This is a genomic window from Streptomyces sp. PL-29, from assembly GCF_058344425.1.
In genome coordinates, this window is record NZ_CP136996.1 from 355,341 (window position 1) to 371,768 (window position 16,428).

The following is a 16,428-nucleotide window of genomic DNA, read 5'->3' on the forward strand; positions in this document are numbered from 1 at the left end:
CCGGAGCCGTCCCCGACCTCCGCTCCGGGCCATCCTGCGGTGAGGAGTTCGATGTCCCGCCCGTCCCGGTCCGCCGTCCTGTCGGCGCTGGCCCTCGTCGCAGCCCTGGCCCTTCCCACCGCCGGGCCGCCCGCGCCGGCCCGGGCCGCGGTCCACCACACCGGCGACGAAGCCGGCGTCCTGGGCGAGGAGCATGCCCGCGCCCACGCCCGGCTGCGCCGGGCCGCCCAGGACACCACGGGGTACCCGCAGGCGAGGCGCACGGCGAGCCTGGCCGGTCTGGAGGAGTCCCAGCGCAGGGTCAACGCCGGCTTCGACCCCGCCCGGTTCGGCCGCTTCACGCAGTTCTTCCCCTCCCCCGACTTCGGCGTCCACGTGGCCCTGCTGCCCACCGGGAAGGTGCTGCTGTTCTCCTTCGAACGCGTGGAGTCCGACCCCACGAAGGAGACCGGGCCGACGAACACCGTCGGCCCGGCCAACGCGGGCCGCGCCTGGCTCTGGAACCCCGCTGCGGGGACCGGGCCCCGGGCCTTCCGGAACGTACCGCCGCCGGTGGTGCTGATGCCCGACGGCACCCATTCCCCCCGCCCGGCGCCGTTCTTCTGTGCCGGGCACTCCTACCTACCCAACGGGATGGTCGGGGTCTTCGGCGGCAACCTCGGCGGCAGGGGCGGCAGCGGCGCCCGGCTGTCCTTCGTCTTCGACCCGTGGACCGAGAAGTGGTTCCGCAACCGCGACCTGGCCGTCGGCCGCTGGTACCCCTCGGTCGTGACCGGGGCGGACGGCCGACAGATCATCATGTCCGGCCAGTCCGAGCGCGGCACGGGCACCCCCACCCCGGTGGTGGAACGCTTCCCCGCGCTCGGACACCGCGTGCCCTGGCGGCCGTACGACATCCCCGCCGGCGTCCCCGCCGAGCGGCTCCGCTCGGACGCCCCCTTCCGCAACGACTACCCGCACCTGTTCTCGCTGCGCGACGGGATGATCTACGGCCTCGGCCGCGACGCCGACCAGCAGTGGCTCTTCGACCCGGTCGGGGACGTACGCAGCGAGCTTCCTCGGCGGCCCGCCGACTTCCGGGGCTACGGCTCGGCCGTGCCGCTGCCGGCGGGCTTCCGGGGACCGGACTCCGTCCTCGTCCTCGGCGGCGACCCGCGTGACCCGCACACATACCGGCTGTCCGGGGGACGCTGGACGACCGAGGAGCCCAGGGCCTTCGGCCGCACCCAGGACGACACCCTGATCCTGCCGGACGGCACGCTGCTCACTGTCAACGGGGCCCTGGACACCAGGGACTACGGCCACGGCCCGTTCAACCCGGAGGCCGACCCGAAGTACCGACAGATCGAGGTGCGCGACGCGAGCGGCCGGTGGAGGACGGGACCGGCCCAACGGCTGCCGCGCGGCTACCACTCCAACGCCCTGGTGCTGCCGGACGGACGGATGATGGTCACCGGCGACGAACTCCAGCAGATCGCCAACGATCCCGACGTCGGGGACGGGATGGACGGCAGCATCGAGCTCTACGAGCCCGCCTACCTGCACCGGGGCGCCCGGCCGGCGCTCGACCGGGTCCCGGCGGGCGACCTCCGGTACGACACGGCCTTCCAGGTGTCCAGCTCGACGGCCGAGGACGTCAGGCGCGCCGTACTGCTGGCCCCGACGACGGCAACGCACTCGGTCAACACCAGCCAGCGCCACCTCGACCTGCGGATCACCGACATCCAGGGCCACCGGATCGCGCTGCGCACCCCACCCGGTGCCGCCGACGCGCCGCCCGGCTCCTACATGCTCTTCCTGCTCGACGCGCAGGGCGTCCCCAGCACGGCGAAATGGATCAAGCTCGGCACCCGCTGATCGGCGACCGGCCGGCAGCGGCTTGTTCGGAGCGTGCGCCGAAAGCGCGTGCGGCGGCCCGCGGGCCGTAGTACCTCTGGGGAGCCCCAACGCCGGCTCGTTCCCACCTTGGAGACATCGATGGCCACGCGACGTGTCGTACCCAATGTCCAGTCGGAGGCTGCACAGGAGAGCCGCGAGTTCTACGGCCTGCTCGGGTTCGAGGAGGTCATGAACCACGGCTGGATCATGACGCTCGCGTCCCCGTCCAGTCCGACGGCGCAGATCAGCATCATGTCCCGGGACAAGACCGCACCCGTTGTTCCCGACATGAGCATCGAGGTGGACGACGTGGACGCCGCCTACACGGCCGTGCGGGAGAGCGGCGCGGAGATCGTCCACCCTCTTCAGGACGAGGAGTGGGGGGTGCGGCGGTTCTTCGTCCGTGACCCCAACGGCCGGGTGGTCAACGTACTGGGCCACCGCTGACGTACTCCGCCCCGCCGGACCGCACGCCTGCCGTCCGGCGGGGCGATGCGCGCCAGGACGCGGTGTACGGGAAGGGCTCGTCATCCCGACGCCGCACAGGACCTGGAGCGGGACGATGCGACGCGGCCCGACAGCATGGCGGACCATGACTGCATGCATGTCACCGAGCTACTCGAAGCGGCTTCGCTCCTCGTCCCGGAGGAGCTCGCCACCGAGAACGACCTCACCGTGCTGGACGTCTGGGACTATCTCGCCCACGACGAATGGCGGACGGCCGTGGGCCTGCTGGAGGAGCTCGGAGACGGGCCGCCGCTGCCCTCGGCGTTCTGGGAGCAGCTTGCCGAGGCGGCCGAGCAGCTCGGCTTCGAGCAGAGCCGGGCCTGGTGCCACTGGCGGTGTGCCGAGATCCGCAACGGAATGGTCCGGGCCGATCTGACGCTTCGTCCCACCACGGAGGCCCGACGCAGGACGCCGATCTCCGGTCACGGTGTCCTGCGGCCCCTGTGGGACATCGGGAACCTCTCACCGACCGGAGGTGTCGCGGTGAGCATCGCAGGACTGTGGGTCGAGGACATGCCCCTTCTGCAGCCGGGCGGCCGGGCCACCGTCCGCCTCGTTCCCCTCACCCCCGCCCACTGGACCCACGTCGAGACCGGCCAGCAGATCCAGATGTACGAGGACCGGACCGTGGCCGGCACCGCGGTCGTCCTGGAGGTTCACCCCCCGGCCCCCACCGTGCCCGCGAGATGACGTCGGCCGCTCCGCCCTCGCCGGTGCCGCCGTCAGCCCGCCGGGACGCGCTGGACGGGCTGGACGGGCTGGACGGGCTCCCGATCGATCGGCCCCTGCCCTAGCGGAAGCGGACCACAGCGGCGCGGCCGTCGGTCCGTACGCGTCCGGCGAACCCGCCCCGGGCGAGGAGCGCGTCGTACGGGCCCAGGGTGCGGGCCGGGCCCTGCGGGGTGTCCAGCGCCGCCGAGCCGTCCAGGACGACCACCAGCAGGGTCTCGCCCGGTTCGGCCGCCAGGGCGAGGCTGTCCCGGACGACGACGGTCCGCGCCGTCGTCGTGCCGCGGCGGTACATCACGTTGAAGTTCACGACCGGACCGCCGACGAGCCGGCAGTCCGTCGGCTCGTCCCCGGCGAAGTCCTGCGGTGCGAAGCGTTCGGTGACGAGCCGGCGCTCGCCTCCCACCACGAGGTCCATGCCCGCGCCCTCGGCGAGGGTCAGGGTGCGGTCGATGCCGGGGAAGGCCGAGAAGGGGCCGTCGGCGGCCACCTCGGCCAGACTCGCCCGCCACCGGAACGAGTCCATGTCGGCGTCCGCGGGCCAGACGGCGATCTCCCGGGTGACTCCCCCGCCGTTCTTCCAGACCGTGGCGGGGCGGTCGGCCGCGCGCAGGATCCGGATGTGGTCGCCGTTCACGCCCCGGCGCCCGTCAGCCGGTCGCGCAGCTCGTCGGTGTCAGCGAGGAACCACGTCTGGCGGCCCCGGTTGCACTCGCGGACGAAGTCGCGCAGCGCCGTGCTGGCCTCCGTGTGGCGGGAGACGTCGCCGAGGACGACGAGGCCCACCCGGTACTGGACGAACTTCTGGATGATCCCACCGGCGACCCGGGTGCTCAGCCGGAAGAACGTCTCGTCGAGGCGTTCGACGGGTATGACGGCCCACTCGGCGCCCAGGTAGGAGGCGTTGCCGATGCAGTCCAGGGCTTCGCTTTCACCCGCGATGGTCTCGCCCTCGGCCGCGCACATCAGCACGGGCACGTCGTTGATCCGCTGAAGAGTGTCCACGGGGGTCGAGATTAGCTCTTCTCCATCGACGGCCTCAGCCGGGCCAGCAGGGCGTAGAGCGTCGCGCTCTCGGCGTCGTCGAGCGTGTCGAGCGCGCCGTGGGCCGCCTGCATCTCCTCCCGCACCCGGCGGATGACCTCCCGGCCGGCTTCCGTGGCCACCACGTTCTTGACGCGGCGGTCGGCGGCGGACGGTTCCCTCCGCACGAGCTCGCGGGCCTCCAGCCGGTCCACGATGCCGGTCACGTTGGACGCGTCGCAGACGAGCAGGGCGGCGAGGCCGCGCATGGGCACCGGGCCGTCCAGCTGGGCGAGGACCCGCGCCTGGGTGGGCGTGAGGCCGTACTGGGCGGCGGCCGCGGCGAACTCGCGCCACTGGGCGGTGCCGATGGCTGCGAGCAGCTCCAGCAGCTGGACCTTCGTCGGGGTGTGGGTGGCGGTCTCGCTCATGCGAGGAGCCTACCCAGGTTGCTTCACATTATCAATTGTTTACTTGACTACCTGAAATATCGAGCTCTACCTTCGATCGCGTTACTTGATGACATCAAACATCTGGGTTCCGAAGCTCCTCAGCTCCGAAACACGAAGAAGGTCCCCCCAGCCATGAGCACCCCCTCCCCGGCCGCGGCAGCCTCCCGGCAGCGCCACGAGACGGCCGTCGTCTTCGCCCTGAGCCTCGCCGCGATGGTCGTGTCGATGATGCAGACCCTGCCGGTCCCGATCCTCGGCCTCATCCGCGACGACCTCGGCTCCTCGACCGCCGACGTGAGCTGGGTGACCACCGCCACCCTGCTGTCCGCGGCGGTCTTCACACCGCTCCTCGGCCGGTTCGGAGACCAGCACGGAAAGAAGCCCACCCTGGTGGCCGTCCTCGGCGTGATGGTCGCCGGCTCCGTCCTCACGGCGCTGGCCCCTTCGCTCCCGCTGCTGATCCTGGGCCGCGTCCTGCAGGGCGCCGCCACCGCGATCTTCCCGCTGGCGCTCTCGGTGCTGCGCGAAGAGGTCCGCCCGCAGAAGCTGCCCGGCGCGATGGCTCTGGTCAGCGGCACGCTCGCGTTCGGCAGCGGCCTCGCGCTCGTCGCCACCGGCCTGCTCACCTCCGGCCCCGACGCGGACTACCGCAACGCCTTCTGGATGGCGACCGGCCTCGCGGTGCTCGCCCTGCTCGCGGTGGTCCTGCTGGTCCCCCGCACCCGCACCGGATCCGGGGGGCGCACCGATGTGCTCGGCGCCCTGACCCTCGGTACGGCGCTGCTGCTGCTCCTGCTGGCGATCTCGCAGGGCCATGAGTGGGGCTGGACCTCCGGCCGTACGCTGGGCAGCTTCGCCGGCGCCGCCGTGATGGCCGCCGTGTGGGTGGTGACCGAGCTCAAGGTCCGCGAGCCCCTGGTCGACATGAAGATGTTCGCGCACCGCCCGGTCCTGATGGCCAACCTGGCCGGCCTCCTCGTCGGCTTCGGCATGTTCGCGAGCTTCCTCGGCGTCTCGTACCTCGTGCAGATGCCCGAGGCGCTCACCGGCTACGGCTTCGACGCGTCGATCCTGCGCGCCTCCGTGCAGTTCCTGCTGCCCAGCGCGATCGTCTCGCTGCTGGCCTCGCCCATCGGCGGCCGGATCGTGCGCCATCGCGGTCCGCGCACGGCACTGGGCATGGCCGCCCTGCTGGGCACGGCCGGCTTCGGCTGGCTCGCCGTCGACCACGGCCACGCGTTCTCGGTGATCGGCTCCGGTCTGGTCGTCGGTGCGGCCGTCAGCTTCGGGTACGCCGCCATGCCAGCTGTGATCATGTCCAGCGTCCCGCCGCACCAGAGCGGCATCGCCAACGGCATCAACTCGATCTCCCGCTCGACGGGCAGCGCGATCGGCAGTGCCGTCGTCACCACGATCCTCGCGTCCAACACCATCGAGCACCTGCCCGCGGGGGTGCCCCCGCTGCCCGCCGAGTCCGGGTTCACCCTGACCTTCGGGATCGGCGCCGCGGCCTTCGCCCTGGTCGGGCTGATCGGCCGGTTCGGCCTGCGCGCTGGCCACCGGCCCGCCGCGCCGGCTGCCGCGCGGCCGGCCGAGGCCGGACCGGGCCGGACCGCCGAGCCCGCACAGGCCGACGCCGTCGGCTGACCCGGGACCGCCGGCCCGGCGCCCCGCCCCCGCGTGTCGTTCGCACCGGGTGGGCCGCCGGGCCTTGCATGGTGGGTGCATGAAGGCTACGGACGTCATCGCGGACGGGTTCGGCCGGATCCGGGAGGCCGTGTACGAGGCCGTGGACGGCGCGCCCGCGGACCTGTTGAACGCCCGCGTCGACCCGGCCGCGAACTCCGTCACCTGGCTGGTCTGGCACCTGACCCGGATCCAGGACGACCACATCGCGGCCGCGGCAGGCCTGGAGCAGGTGTGGGAGGCCGGGGGCTGGGCGGACCGGTTCGCCCTGCGGCTGCCCACCGAATCCACCGGCTACGCCCATTCCGCGCGGCAGGCGGGCGCCGTGAGGGTGGATGCGGGAGAGCTCCTGCTCGGCTACTTCGACGCGGTGCACGAGCAGACCCTGGGCTTCGTCCGGGGGCTCGCGGCCGCCGACCTGGACCGGGTGGTCGACGAGCGCTGGGACCCGCCGGTCACCCTTGGAGTCCGCCTGGTCAGCGTGCTCGCCGACGACCTCCAGCACGCGGGCCAGGCGGCCTTCGTCCGCGGGGTGCTGGAGCGGGGCCGGACGTCCTGAGCCCCTACGGGTCCACTTCCGCCCACGGGGCCCGCACGGGTCGGCCGCCCTGCGGTCCGGGCAGCCCCCGCAGACCCGTTCCGGACCCGCCGCCCGCCGGTGTCCCCCACTGCCGGACCGCCCTCCGAGAGGCGTCAGCGTGGACGGGCTCTGCCGCAGCCGGTGCGGGGCCGACACCGTCCCGTTGCCCGGACAGGGCCGCTGCCACCGGCCGGCCGCCTACCGGCCGCGGTCCGCCGTCTCTCAGCCTCGGAAGGCCGCCGGGCGTACCGGGGAGGCCTCGGCGAGGGCCCGGGAGACCCCTTCGACGCCCTCCCGGAGTCCGTAGACGGGGGTGTCGGGCTGCTGCCGCCAGGAGTCGTCGAGGCCGCCCGAGTCGACCGTGTCGAAGCCGAGCTCCTCGATGAGGTCGCGTACGGTCTTCTTCGCCGCCTCGTCGTCGCCCGCGACGGGCAGCGCGATCCGGTCCGCGGCACCGGCCGGGCGGTGCCGGTCGAGGAGGTCCTGGGCGTAGGTGCCGTTGAAGGCCTTGATCACGGGGCGTCCGAGCTGCCGCTCGGTCCAGCGGCTCTCGGTCAGTCCCTCGTCCTCCACGCCGGCGATCCGGCCGTCGCGCTGCCGGGGGTAGTAGTTGCCGGTGTCGATGACCACGAGGCCCGGAGCGGCGCCGTCGAAGACGCCTGCCGGCAGGTCGGGCACGTTCTTGAACGGGATGGTGACGACGACGACCTCGGCACCCTGCGCCGCCTCGGCCACGGTGACGGGGGTGGCGCCGGTCTCCTGCGCGAGGGCGGTGAGGGTTTCGGGCCCCCGCGAGTTGGCGACCGCGACCTCGTGCCCGAGGGCGGTGAGGCGGCGGGTGAGGTTGCCCCCGATGTTGCCCGCGCCGATGATGCCGATCTTCATGAGCTCTCCAGTGCCTGCGGGGTCAGAGTCCTGCTCGTGTCCAACTCCCTTGCACGGCCCACAATTCCGTTCCGGCGCAATCGTCCCCCGTACGGGGGACGGCGGCGGGCCTCCCCTCCGCCACCGCTCGCACGGACGGGCCGGGCCCGTCCGGTCCCGGCCCGCAGCGATCAGGCGCCGCTCGCGTCGAGCATCTCCTCGCGTTCCACGATCTTCACGCGCGCACGGCCCTGGGGCTCACCGAGGGCCTTCTCCGCCGCGTCCAGCCGGTACCAGCCCTCCCACGTGGTGTAGCGCACGCCGCGCTCGGCAAGGAAGGACTCGACGGCTTCCGCCTCCGGGGACGACGGCGCGCCCAGGCGGCCCTCGGCGTGGTCGGCGAGCAGGTTGGCGACGGTCTCGTTGGCGTCGCCCTTGGTGTGGCCGATCAGGCCGATCGGGCCGCGGCGGATCCAGCCGGTCACGTATGTCGACTGCATGTGGCCGCCGGCGTCGATCACACGGCCGCCCTCGTCCGGGACGGTGCCGGACTCGACGTCCCAGGGAAGCTTGGGCAGTTCGTCCGAGAGGTAGCCGACCGCGCGGTAGACGGACTGGACGTCCCAGTCGGTGAACCGGCCGGTTCCCCTGACGTTCCCGGTGCCGTCCAGTTCGGTGCGCTCGGTCCGCAGACCGACGACCCTGCCGTCCTCGCCGAGGATCTCCGAGGGCGACTCGAAGAAGTGCAGGAAGAGCTTGTGCGGCCGGTCGCCGATGTCGCGGATCGCCCAGTTCTCCAGGGTCTTGGCGACCATGTCGGTCTGCTTGTTCCCGCGCCGCTCGGCGATCGAGCCCTCGTCGTAGTCGATGTCCTCGGGGTTGACGATCACCTCGATGTGGGGCGAGTGGTCCAGCTCGCGCAGCTCCATCGGACTGAACTTGGCCTGAGCCGGGCCGCGGCGGCCGAAGACGTGCACCTCCATGGCCTTGTTGGCCTTGAGGCCGTCGTAGACATTGGCCGGGATCTCGGTGGGCAGCAGTTCGTCGGCGGTCTTGGCGAGGATGCGCGCGACGTCCAGGGCGACGTTGCCGACGCCGAGCACGGCGACCTTCTCGGCATCGAGCGGCCAGGTCCGCGGCACGTCCGGGTGGCCGTCGTACCAGGAGACGAAGTCGGCCGCGCCGTAGGAGCCGTCGAGGTCGACACCGGGGATGCAGAGCGCGCGGTCGGCCGTGGCGCCCGTGGAGAAGATCACGGCGTCGTAGAAGGAGCGCAGCTCGTCGAGGCTGATGTCGCCGGGGTAGTCGACGTTGCCGAAGAGGCGGACCTGCGGCTTGTCGAGCACCTGGTGCAGGGCCGTGATGATGCCCTTGATCCGCGGGTGGTCGGGAGCGACGCCGTAGCGGATCAGGCCGAAGGGCGCGGGCATGCGCTCGAAGAGGTCTATGGACACACCGGGATCAACGGCGGCCTCGGACTTCAGCAGCGCGTCGGCGGCATAGATGCCGGCCGGGCCGGCACCGACGATTGCTACCCGCAGAGGGCGAGGCATGGCAGAGGTTCCCTTCGAGCGACGGCAGGGTGGATCACGTCGGATCAAAGGGAACCCTAAATGAAGGTAAACCTAACCCGGCACCCGGTGCCGGTTTATGCCCCCATAACTCAAACTTATAACCTCCCCAAGGCACCCTTGGGGCATCCAGGAACTCGCTGGTCAGCAGGTACGGCGACTGACAGACTGGGGCCGCTTGATCACTCCAGGAGGACGAATGGCTGACGAAGCAGGCATCCCGCAGGACGAGTCCCCGGCCGAAGCGGCCAAGCGCCGGTTCCGGGAGGCCCTGGAGCGCAACGCCGCGAAGGCCCACTCCCAGCAGGCGCACCAGAACCGGGCCAAGGTACAGGGCTCCAGCAGCGCCGCGAGCGGCAAGACCAAGAAGGTCCGCCGCAAGAGCGGCTGACCCTCCCCACTCCGGGATCCGGGCCCCGCCGCCACCACGGCGGAGCCCGGCCGGTCCGACGGTCCGTTGGGCCACTCGGGTGACGGGGCATAACCCCGGGCGCCGTCAGCAGTTGATCAGCGCGCCCCGCCGTGGGCAGCCATCCGATGCGACAGCGCGACCGAAGGATCCCCCAGATGCTCAAGAAGTTCATGGCCACCGCCGCCGCCACCGCCGCCGTGCTCGGCGCGGGCGCCGCCGCCTCGCCCGCGATGGCGATCGGCAACGACAACGGCGTCAGCACCGTGAACGGCAACGACTCGGCGCAGATCTACGGCAACGCGGAGACCCGCGGGAACCAGAGCCCGCAGCTCGCCCCGATCCAGGGCTCCCTCAACAAGCTCTGCGTCGGCCTGCCGGCCAAGGTCAACGCCCAGTCCCTGGTCGCGGTCCTCGCCAACGTCGGCGTCCAGGACGTCAACGTCCTGTCCAACCCGCAGAACCAGCAGTGCGCGGAGAACTCCACCCAGGCCAAGGGCGACGAGTCCCTCTCGCACATCGCCAGCAACATCCCGGTCCTGTCCGGCAACCTCTCCGCCGGCAGCTGATCGAGTCTTCCGCGCCGGTGTCACGCGACACGCGTGACACCGGCGCTCCTTTTGGTCTAGACCTTGACAGGTTCAGACCATTCCGTTTCAGTGGGCGCTGTTGCCCCCCACGGCAAGTCCCCCCACTGAAGGAGCAGTTACGTGATTCGTGCGCTTCGCCGCCGCGCCCTCAGCCTGGTCGCCGCCGCGGCCGTCACGGCCGGTCTCGCCATCGCCCTTCCGTCCTCCCCCGCCGCCGCGGCGGCCCCCTGCGCCTCCCCGTGGGCCTCCTCGGCCGTCTACACCAACGGCATGAGCGCCTCGTACGGCGGTCGCAACTGGCAGGCCAAGTGGTGGACCCAGGGCGAGACGCCCGGCACCACCGGCCAGTGGGGCGTGTGGGCGGACCAGGGCACCTGCGGCGGGGGCGGCCAGGACCCCGACCCCGACCCGGACCCGGACCCGTCCGGATTCGTCGTCTCCGAGGCCCAGTTCCACCAGATGTTCCCGAACCGCAATCCCTTCTACACCTACAACGGCCTGGTCGCGGCGCTGTCCGCCTATCCCGGCTTCGCCAGGACCGGCGACGACACGGTCAAACGCCGCGAGGCCGCCGCCTTCCTCGCGAACGTTTCGCACGAGACCGGCGGCCTCGTGCACATCGTGGAGCAGAACACCGCCAATTACCCGCACTACTGCGACGCGACGCAGCCGTACGGCTGTCCGGCCGGACAGGCCGCCTACTACGGCCGAGGGCCCATCCAGCTCAGCTGGAACTTCAACTACAAGGCAGCCGGTGACGCCCTCGGCATCAACCTCCTGGCCAACCCCTACCTCGTGGAGCAGGATCCGGCCGTCGCCATGAAGACGGCGCTCTGGTACTGGAACACGCAGAACGGGCCGGGAACGATGACCGCTCACGCCGCCATGGTGGGCGGCGCGGGCTTCGGCGAGACCATCCGCTCCATCAACGGCGCCCTGGAGTGCAACGGCGGCAACCCCGCCCAGGTCCAGAGCCGGATCTCCAAGTACCAGAGCTTCACCCAGCTGCTGGGCGTCACCCCGGGCGCCAACCTGAGCTGCTGACGCGGGGTGCGTGCGGTCACCGCGTGCGCAGCGCGGTGGCCAGCTGGGCCCGTGACCGTACATCCAGCTTCTGGTAGATGCGGGTCAGCCGGGACTCGACGGTCTTGACGCTGAGGAACAGCTTCGCCGCGGCCTCCTGGTTGCTCGCGCCCTGGCTGACCAGGAGCGCCAGGCGGCTCTCGGCCTCGGTCAGGGTCGCGGCCGCGGTGACCGGAGAGCCCGCCGCGTCGCCCGGAGCCGGTTCCCGGGCAAGCGCAGTCCAGGGCGCGGCCCCGGCCCGCTCGAACACCTCGGCCGCGGACCGGAGCGCCGCCCGGGCCGGCGCCCGCCGTCGGCGACGGCGCTCCACCCGGGCGAGGGCCAGCAACGTACGGCCCCGCTCCAGCGGCAGTCGGAGCCCGTCGAAGCGCTGCGCCGTCTCCTCCAGGAGCCGGACGGCGGCGTCCGCCTCGCCCTGCGCGGACAGGCAGAGGGCGCGGGCCCGGTCGAGGGCGGCGACGACGCCGGTGCGGCCGAGCCCGAGGGCGACCGTGCGGACGGGACCGATCAGGTCGGCGGCTTCGCCGGGTGCGTCCGCGGCGATCAGCGCCTCGGCGAGTTCGCCGTGCCAGCGCAGGATCGAGGGATCCACCACCTGCTGGGCGGCCTCCAGTTCGGCGACGCGGCGCAGGGTGGCGACGGCCTTCGCCGCTTCGCCCGTGGCCAGTTCGATCAGCCCGAGGGCGTGCAGCCCGCGGGAGAGGAAGACCTGGTCCTGTTCCTCCTGGGAGGCCTGGATGCCGCGTCGCGCGTAACTCTCGGCGCGCGCGAAACTGCCGCCCATGGTCTCGGCCGTCGCAGCGACGTACCAGGCGGGGCCGGGCGAGAGGCCCGCCTCGATGGTCAGTTCCAGGGCCCTGCGGGCGTGGGCCGAGGCGGCCTCGCACCGGCCGCTGCGCAGTTCCACCTCGGTGAGGCTGCGGAGCACCTCGAAGACGTCCTCGGCCGAACCGGTCCGCCGGACGGCCGGCAGCAGCACCATCAGCTGGCGGCGGGCGTCGGCGAGCCGGTCGTCGAAGAGTGCGTGCCGGACGGCGAGGTACTGCGGTGCGTTGCGCATGCCGAGCGGCACCTCGGGCGCGGGCAGGGCGAGGGCCTCGTCGAGGATTTCCTCGGCTCCCGCGTCCCCGAGGATGCGGCCCATGCGGGCCCGCACGGTCAGCGCCATGGCCTCGGCGGTCTGGTCGCCGCCCTGCGCGGCGAGGGCGCCGGCCGCGGCGGCGGCGTCGCGGGAGCGGACGGGGTCGCCGTCGCTGAGGTTGTGCTTCCAGGCGATCCGCAGTTGGACGGCGGCCTGCAGGGCGGGGTCCCCGGCGGCTTCGTCCATGGCGTACGCGAAGGTCTCGTCGAGCGTGCCGAGGGCCTGGCCCGCGGCGTCGATCACGGCGAGCCGGGCGCGTACCCGGTCGGCGGGCGAGGCGTCGCGGGCCAGGACGGCCCGGGTGGCGCGCCTCGCGAGGTCGGCGCGGCCGGCCCAGCCGGCGTCCTCGGCGGCGGTGACGAGGCGGGCCAGTTCCTCGCCGGGCAGTCCGAACGGCGTGCGTTCGGCCGCGAGCAGGCCCAGTTCGGCGGCGAGGGCCCGCTGGCCGCGGCTGCGGCAGACCGCGGCGGCCTCGGTGATCTCGGCGGCGAGCCCCCGATCGGGTGTGTCGGTGGCCAGCGCCCGGTGGCGTACGGCCTGGACGGGGTCGTCGACCGCGGCGGCCAGCGCGGCGTGCCCGGCCGCACGTTCGGGCCAGCCCGCGTCGGCGGCGAGCGCGGTGGGCAGGGCTCCCGCGGTGAACTCGACGGCGCCGTCCTCCGCGACCCTGACCAGCGCGGCCCGTTCCGCCTCGGCCAGCTCTGCCTCGGCGTCGGGGCGGCCGGCCCGTCGTAGCAGGGAGACGGTCGGGCGGGAGGCGAGAGCGGCGAGCAGCAGGGTGCGGCGGGCCCGGGCCGGGGCGCCGGCGAGGAGCCCGCGGGCGACCTCGCGCGCCTGTCCGGAGACGGGCAGGGGGTCGGCGTGGTGGGCGCTGCCGTCGCGGGCCTCGGCGGCTTCGGCGAGGGAGTGGCCGAGGGCCAGGGCCAGGCGCGGGTTGCCGCCGCTGGCCTGGTGGATGCGTCCGGCGAGCCGGGCGGGCAGGCCGTGGCGCAGGAGGAGTTCGGCGACCTCGTCGGCGCCGAGCGGGGGCACGCGCACGGCGGGGACGCCGGGGCCCCAGAGGGGTGCGCCGAGGGGGGCTCCGCCCTGGACCCGTTCGGCGGCCAGGACCCGTACGCGGGGCGGGGTGAGGCGCAGGGCGAAGCGGAGGAGGTCCGTGCTCTCGGCGTCGAGCCACTGGGCGTTGTCGATGACGAGGAGGACGGGCTGGCGGGCGGCGAGGGTGCGGAGCACCTCGACGACGGCCAGGCGCAGGGCGACGTGGTCGCGTCCGGCACCGGGCGCGTCGGCCTCGCGGCGCAGGAGGGCGATGGCGGTGCGCTGGGGGCCGGAGAGCTGCTCCAGGGCGGCCGCGGGGACGGAGGCGAGGAGGGCCGCGGCGGAGGCCTCGGGTATCCATCGGTCCGCGGCCTCCGGCGCGAGGGCGAGGACGCTCTCGCGCCGGGCTCCGGCGGCGGCCGCGACGGCACGCAGGACCTCGGTCTTGCCCGCGCCGGCGGGTCCGGTCAGAAGCGCCCGGCCGTGGTTCGTCAGCGCGCGGTCGACCGCCTTGATCAGTTCTCCGTGTCCGACGCTTGTGTCAGCGTGCCCCGTCGCCGCCACGCACCGCCTCCAGCCTTCCGGTCCCCGGCTCCTGTGCCTTCCTGTGAGAGGCGAGAATACGAGGTCGGGCGGCTGCTGGAGCCGCATTGTGACGCAGAATTCAGTCACGTGGCACCGAAAACCCGGCGGACCTGCCGATACCCGTAGTATCGGCAGGCCCGGGGATTCTATTGGTCCGTACTATCGCTCCGTCAGGCGGAGTTGGGCCCGGACCCCGAGTCGACGTCAGTCGTCTCAGAAGGTGAGATTCCAGGAGTCGATCTTGCCGCTGTCGCCGCGGGCGTTGTCGTTGACCCGGAGCTTCCAGGTGCCGTTGGCGACCTCGGAGGAGGCGTTGACGGTGTAGACCTGGTTGATGTTGTCGGTGCTGCCGCCCGAGCGGTTGTGGAGCGTGTAGACGGAGCCGTCCGGGGCGATCAGGTCGACCTTGAGGTCACCGATGTAGGTGTGGACGATGTTCACACCCACCTTGAGGGCGGACGGGGCGTTGCCGGTCACGCCGCTGACGGTGATCGGGCTCTCCACCGTGGTGTAGTCGCTGATGGCGTAGTCCGCGGTGTTCGCGAAGTACGTGCCGGTCGGCGTCGAGGTCACGGCGGCGACGGTCGCGGCGGCGTCGGCGAGACCGGCGCCGCAGCCACCGGTGCAGGTGCCGGCGAGCGGACGGGCGTTGTTCTTGATCGCCGTCTCGATCTGGGCCGGGGTCAGCGCGGGGTTCGCCGACTTCATCAGCGCGGCGAGGCCCGCGATGTGCGGGGCGGCCATGCTGGTGCCCTGGTAGGGCTTGTAGAGCTCGGCGCCCGGGGTGGTGGTGCCCGCGTTCAGGGTCGAGAGGATGGCGTTCTCGGGGGTGGTGACGGTGCCGGGCGTGTCGGTGGCGCGGCGGGTCTCACCGCCCGGGGCGGCGATGTCGATGATCGAGCCGTAGTTGGAGTAGTACGAGCGGTCGCCGGCGCGGTTGCTGGCCGCCACGTTGATCACGTTGTTGCAGCTGGCGGGCGAGTAGCCGGCCGCGTCGTCGTTGCTGTTGCCTGCGGCGACGACGACGGTCGTGCCGCGGGCGACGGCCGCGTTGATGGCGTTCTGGTAGCTGGTGCCGCAGGCGCCGGGGCCGCCGAGGCTCATGTTGATGACCTTGGCCGGAGTGGCGTTGGCCGGCACACCGGCGACGGAGCCGCCGGAGGCCCAGGTGATGGCGTCGACGATGTCCGAGGTGGAACCGCCGCACTTGCCGAGGACGCGGACGGGCTGGATCTTCGCGTTGTACGCGATGCCCGCGACGCCCTTGGAGTTGTTCGTGGCCGCGGCGATGGTGCCCGCGACGTGGGTGCCGTGCCAGGACGAGTTGCTCGCCCTGGAACCGACGCCGCACTCGCCGTCGGTGGCGTTCCAGTCGCCCTCGTCCGCGGGGTTGCTGTCGCGGCCGCCGCCGTCGCGGGCGTAGGTGGCGCTGCTGATGAAGTCGTAGCCGGGGACGATGTTCGGCGCGACGTCCGAGTGGGCGACGTAGCCGGTGTCGATCACGGCGACGGTGACGCCGGAGCCGGTGGTCTTGTCCCAGGCGGCCGGGACGTTCATGCCCGCGGTGGACTCGAAGAGGTCCCACTGCTTGGCGTACTCGGTGTCGTTCGGGGTCACGGCCGTGGCGTAGGCGCGGGTGTCCGGCTCGACGTAGGCGACGTCCGGGTCGGCACGGAACTGGGCCATCACGTCGGCGGCCTCGGTCGGCGCGACCGTCCCGCCGAGGTTGACCAGCGCGGCACCGGTGCCCAGGCGGCGGTCGAACTTCGCCTTCTTGCCGGCCTTCTTGCCCTTGGCGGCGGCGTCTGCGGCGGCGGCGCTGTTGGAGCTGGCCTCGGAGGCGGACGGCTTGTAGCCGACGATCAGGTTCTCGACCGGCGTGGTCGGGGCGAGAGCGGCGGCGGGGGCCGCGGCGGGCGTCTCGGAAGCCACGGCCACGGAGGCGGTGGCGGTGCCGGCGAGCAGGGTGACGGACATGGCCACCACGGATATGAGCCTGCGTCTCGTTGCGTGCACGTGATCCCTTTCGAGGGCCGTTTCCGGGCAGGCCGGACCGGCCGGTTCGGTGCAGTGTGGGAGGTTCCGGCGGCTGCGGGGCCGGGAGCGAGTTGGTCGGTCTCGCCCCGGCCTCCGCCGCACGCCACGTTGACCCCGGCCGCAACGGCGAGGCAGGGGCAACGGCGGTCCCGGCCCGCTTCCCCCGGTGGGAGGCCTACACGCCATGTGGGGTTGGAGTGTGTGCCACCTGCCCGGGGAAGATCGCCGGTGGGCAGACAGTAGGCAACGCGGGGA

The 16,428-nt window shown here is 72.7% G+C and carries 15 protein-coding genes; 8 read left to right on the forward strand and 7 right to left on the reverse strand.

Annotated elements, in window-relative coordinates:
- Nucleotides 1-51: 51 nt before the first annotated feature.
- From R4Z63_RS01665 to R4Z63_RS01675, 3 genes are all read left to right on the forward strand, one after another.
- Nucleotides 52-1,857 carry a galactose oxidase early set domain-containing protein gene (locus R4Z63_RS01665; RefSeq protein WP_384450625.1) on the forward strand — a complete coding sequence of 602 codons (1,806 nt, stop codon included), beginning with the start codon at nucleotides 52-54 and terminating at the stop codon, nucleotides 1,855-1,857.
- Nucleotides 1,858-1,977: 120 nt separating this feature from the next.
- Nucleotides 1,978-2,325 carry a VOC family protein gene (locus tag R4Z63_RS01670; RefSeq protein ID WP_037922151.1) on the forward strand — a complete coding sequence of 116 codons (348 nt, stop codon included), beginning with the start codon at nucleotides 1,978-1,980 and terminating at the stop codon, nucleotides 2,323-2,325.
- Nucleotides 2,326-2,478: 153 nt separating this feature from the next.
- Complete coding sequence (locus R4Z63_RS01675) at nucleotides 2,479-3,075, forward strand: hypothetical protein (RefSeq protein ID WP_384450629.1); 597 nt, start codon at nucleotides 2,479-2,481, stop codon at nucleotides 3,073-3,075.
- A 100-nt stretch (nucleotides 3,076-3,175) separates the two neighbouring features.
- On the opposite strand, the gene R4Z63_RS01680 is transcribed toward R4Z63_RS01675, so the two are convergent.
- The 3 genes from R4Z63_RS01680 to R4Z63_RS01690 are packed head-to-tail and all read right to left on the reverse strand — an operon-like array spanning nucleotide 3,176 to nucleotide 4,568.
- Nucleotides 3,176-3,751, reverse strand: coding sequence for a HutD/Ves family protein (locus tag R4Z63_RS01680; RefSeq protein ID WP_037922149.1), 576 nt, complete (start codon nucleotides 3,749-3,751; stop codon nucleotides 3,176-3,178).
- Complete coding sequence (locus R4Z63_RS01685; RefSeq protein ID WP_384450633.1) at nucleotides 3,748-4,119, reverse strand: DUF4180 domain-containing protein; 372 nt, start codon at nucleotides 4,117-4,119, stop codon at nucleotides 3,748-3,750. Before R4Z63_RS01685 ends, R4Z63_RS01680 begins: the two co-directional genes overlap by 4 nt.
- An 11-nt stretch (nucleotides 4,120-4,130) precedes the next feature.
- Nucleotides 4,131-4,568 carry a MarR family winged helix-turn-helix transcriptional regulator gene (locus tag R4Z63_RS01690; RefSeq protein ID WP_037922144.1) on the reverse strand — a complete coding sequence of 146 codons (438 nt, stop codon included), beginning with the start codon at nucleotides 4,566-4,568 and terminating at the stop codon, nucleotides 4,131-4,133.
- A 153-nt stretch (nucleotides 4,569-4,721) separates the two neighbouring features.
- Here R4Z63_RS01690 and R4Z63_RS01695 point away from each other — a divergent pair, with 153 nt between their 5' ends.
- Nucleotides 4,722-6,236, forward strand: coding sequence for an MFS transporter (locus R4Z63_RS01695; protein WP_384450637.1), 1,515 nt, complete (start codon nucleotides 4,722-4,724; stop codon nucleotides 6,234-6,236).
- Between the two features lie 79 nt (nucleotides 6,237-6,315).
- Nucleotides 6,316-6,834: a mycothiol transferase gene (locus tag R4Z63_RS01700; RefSeq protein WP_384450640.1), complete on the forward strand. Its 519-nt coding sequence runs from the start codon at nucleotides 6,316-6,318 to the stop codon at nucleotides 6,832-6,834.
- A gap of 243 nt (nucleotides 6,835-7,077) precedes the next feature.
- Here R4Z63_RS01700 and R4Z63_RS01705 read toward each other — a convergent pair whose 3' ends face one another.
- Both R4Z63_RS01705 and R4Z63_RS01710 read right to left on the reverse strand, forming a co-directional pair.
- Nucleotides 7,078-7,740, reverse strand: coding sequence for an NADPH-dependent F420 reductase (locus R4Z63_RS01705; protein ID WP_037922138.1), 663 nt, complete (start codon nucleotides 7,738-7,740; stop codon nucleotides 7,078-7,080).
- A gap of 170 nt (nucleotides 7,741-7,910) precedes the next feature.
- Nucleotides 7,911-9,272 carry an FAD-dependent oxidoreductase gene (locus R4Z63_RS01710; protein WP_384450644.1) on the reverse strand — a complete coding sequence of 454 codons (1,362 nt, stop codon included), beginning with the start codon at nucleotides 9,270-9,272 and terminating at the stop codon, nucleotides 7,911-7,913.
- Nucleotides 9,273-9,489: 217 nt separating this feature from the next.
- Here R4Z63_RS01710 and R4Z63_RS01715 point away from each other — a divergent pair, with 217 nt between their 5' ends.
- From R4Z63_RS01715 to R4Z63_RS01725, 3 genes are all read left to right on the forward strand, one after another.
- Nucleotides 9,490-9,681, forward strand: coding sequence for a DUF5302 domain-containing protein (locus R4Z63_RS01715; RefSeq protein ID WP_037922134.1), 192 nt, complete (start codon nucleotides 9,490-9,492; stop codon nucleotides 9,679-9,681).
- A gap of 176 nt (nucleotides 9,682-9,857) precedes the next feature.
- Nucleotides 9,858-10,268, forward strand: a complete 411-nt coding sequence (locus R4Z63_RS01720; protein WP_037922132.1) for a rodlin — start codon at nucleotides 9,858-9,860, stop codon at nucleotides 10,266-10,268.
- 141 nt (nucleotides 10,269-10,409) lie between these two features.
- The gene (locus R4Z63_RS01725; RefSeq protein ID WP_384450649.1) at nucleotides 10,410-11,333 is read left to right on the forward strand and encodes a glycoside hydrolase family 19 protein; all 924 of its coding nucleotides are present in this window, start codon (nucleotides 10,410-10,412) and stop codon (nucleotides 11,331-11,333) included.
- 16 nt (nucleotides 11,334-11,349) lie between these two features.
- On the opposite strand, the gene R4Z63_RS01730 is transcribed toward R4Z63_RS01725, so the two are convergent.
- Both R4Z63_RS01730 and R4Z63_RS01735 read right to left on the reverse strand, forming a co-directional pair.
- Entirely contained in the window at nucleotides 11,350-14,115 is a 2,766-nt protein-coding gene (locus R4Z63_RS01730) for a helix-turn-helix transcriptional regulator (protein WP_037922130.1), read from the reverse strand.
- Nucleotides 14,116-14,349: 234 nt separating this feature from the next.
- Nucleotides 14,350-16,113 (reverse strand): S8 family peptidase, encoded by a 1,764-nt coding sequence (locus R4Z63_RS01735; protein WP_078556490.1) that lies wholly within the window; start codon nucleotides 16,111-16,113, stop codon nucleotides 14,350-14,352.
- Between the last annotated feature and the right edge of the window lie 315 nt (nucleotides 16,114-16,428).

Coding starts and splice junctions, on each gene's coding strand:
- R4Z63_RS01715 (WP_037922134.1), top strand. CDS start 9,490: ATGGCTGACGAAGCAGGCATCCCGCAGGACGAGTCCCCGGCCGAAGCG.
- R4Z63_RS01705 (WP_037922138.1), bottom strand. CDS start 7,740: ATGAAGATCGGCATCATCGGCGCGGGCAACATCGGGGGCAACCTCACC.
- R4Z63_RS01700 (WP_384450640.1), top strand. CDS start 6,316: ATGAAGGCTACGGACGTCATCGCGGACGGGTTCGGCCGGATCCGGGAG.
- R4Z63_RS01710 (WP_384450644.1), bottom strand. CDS start 9,272: ATGCCTCGCCCTCTGCGGGTAGCAATCGTCGGTGCCGGCCCGGCCGGC.
- R4Z63_RS01690 (WP_037922144.1), bottom strand. CDS start 4,568: ATGAGCGAGACCGCCACCCACACCCCGACGAAGGTCCAGCTGCTGGAG.
- R4Z63_RS01695 (WP_384450637.1), top strand. CDS start 4,722: ATGAGCACCCCCTCCCCGGCCGCGGCAGCCTCCCGGCAGCGCCACGAG.
- R4Z63_RS01720 (WP_037922132.1), top strand. CDS start 9,858: ATGCTCAAGAAGTTCATGGCCACCGCCGCCGCCACCGCCGCCGTGCTC.
- R4Z63_RS01670 (WP_037922151.1), top strand. CDS start 1,978: ATGGCCACGCGACGTGTCGTACCCAATGTCCAGTCGGAGGCTGCACAG.
- R4Z63_RS01735 (WP_078556490.1), bottom strand. CDS start 16,113: ATGTCCGTCACCCTGCTCGCCGGCACCGCCACCGCCTCCGTGGCCGTG.
- R4Z63_RS01675 (WP_384450629.1), top strand. CDS start 2,479: ATGCATGTCACCGAGCTACTCGAAGCGGCTTCGCTCCTCGTCCCGGAG.
- R4Z63_RS01665 (WP_384450625.1), top strand. CDS start 52: ATGTCCCGCCCGTCCCGGTCCGCCGTCCTGTCGGCGCTGGCCCTCGTC.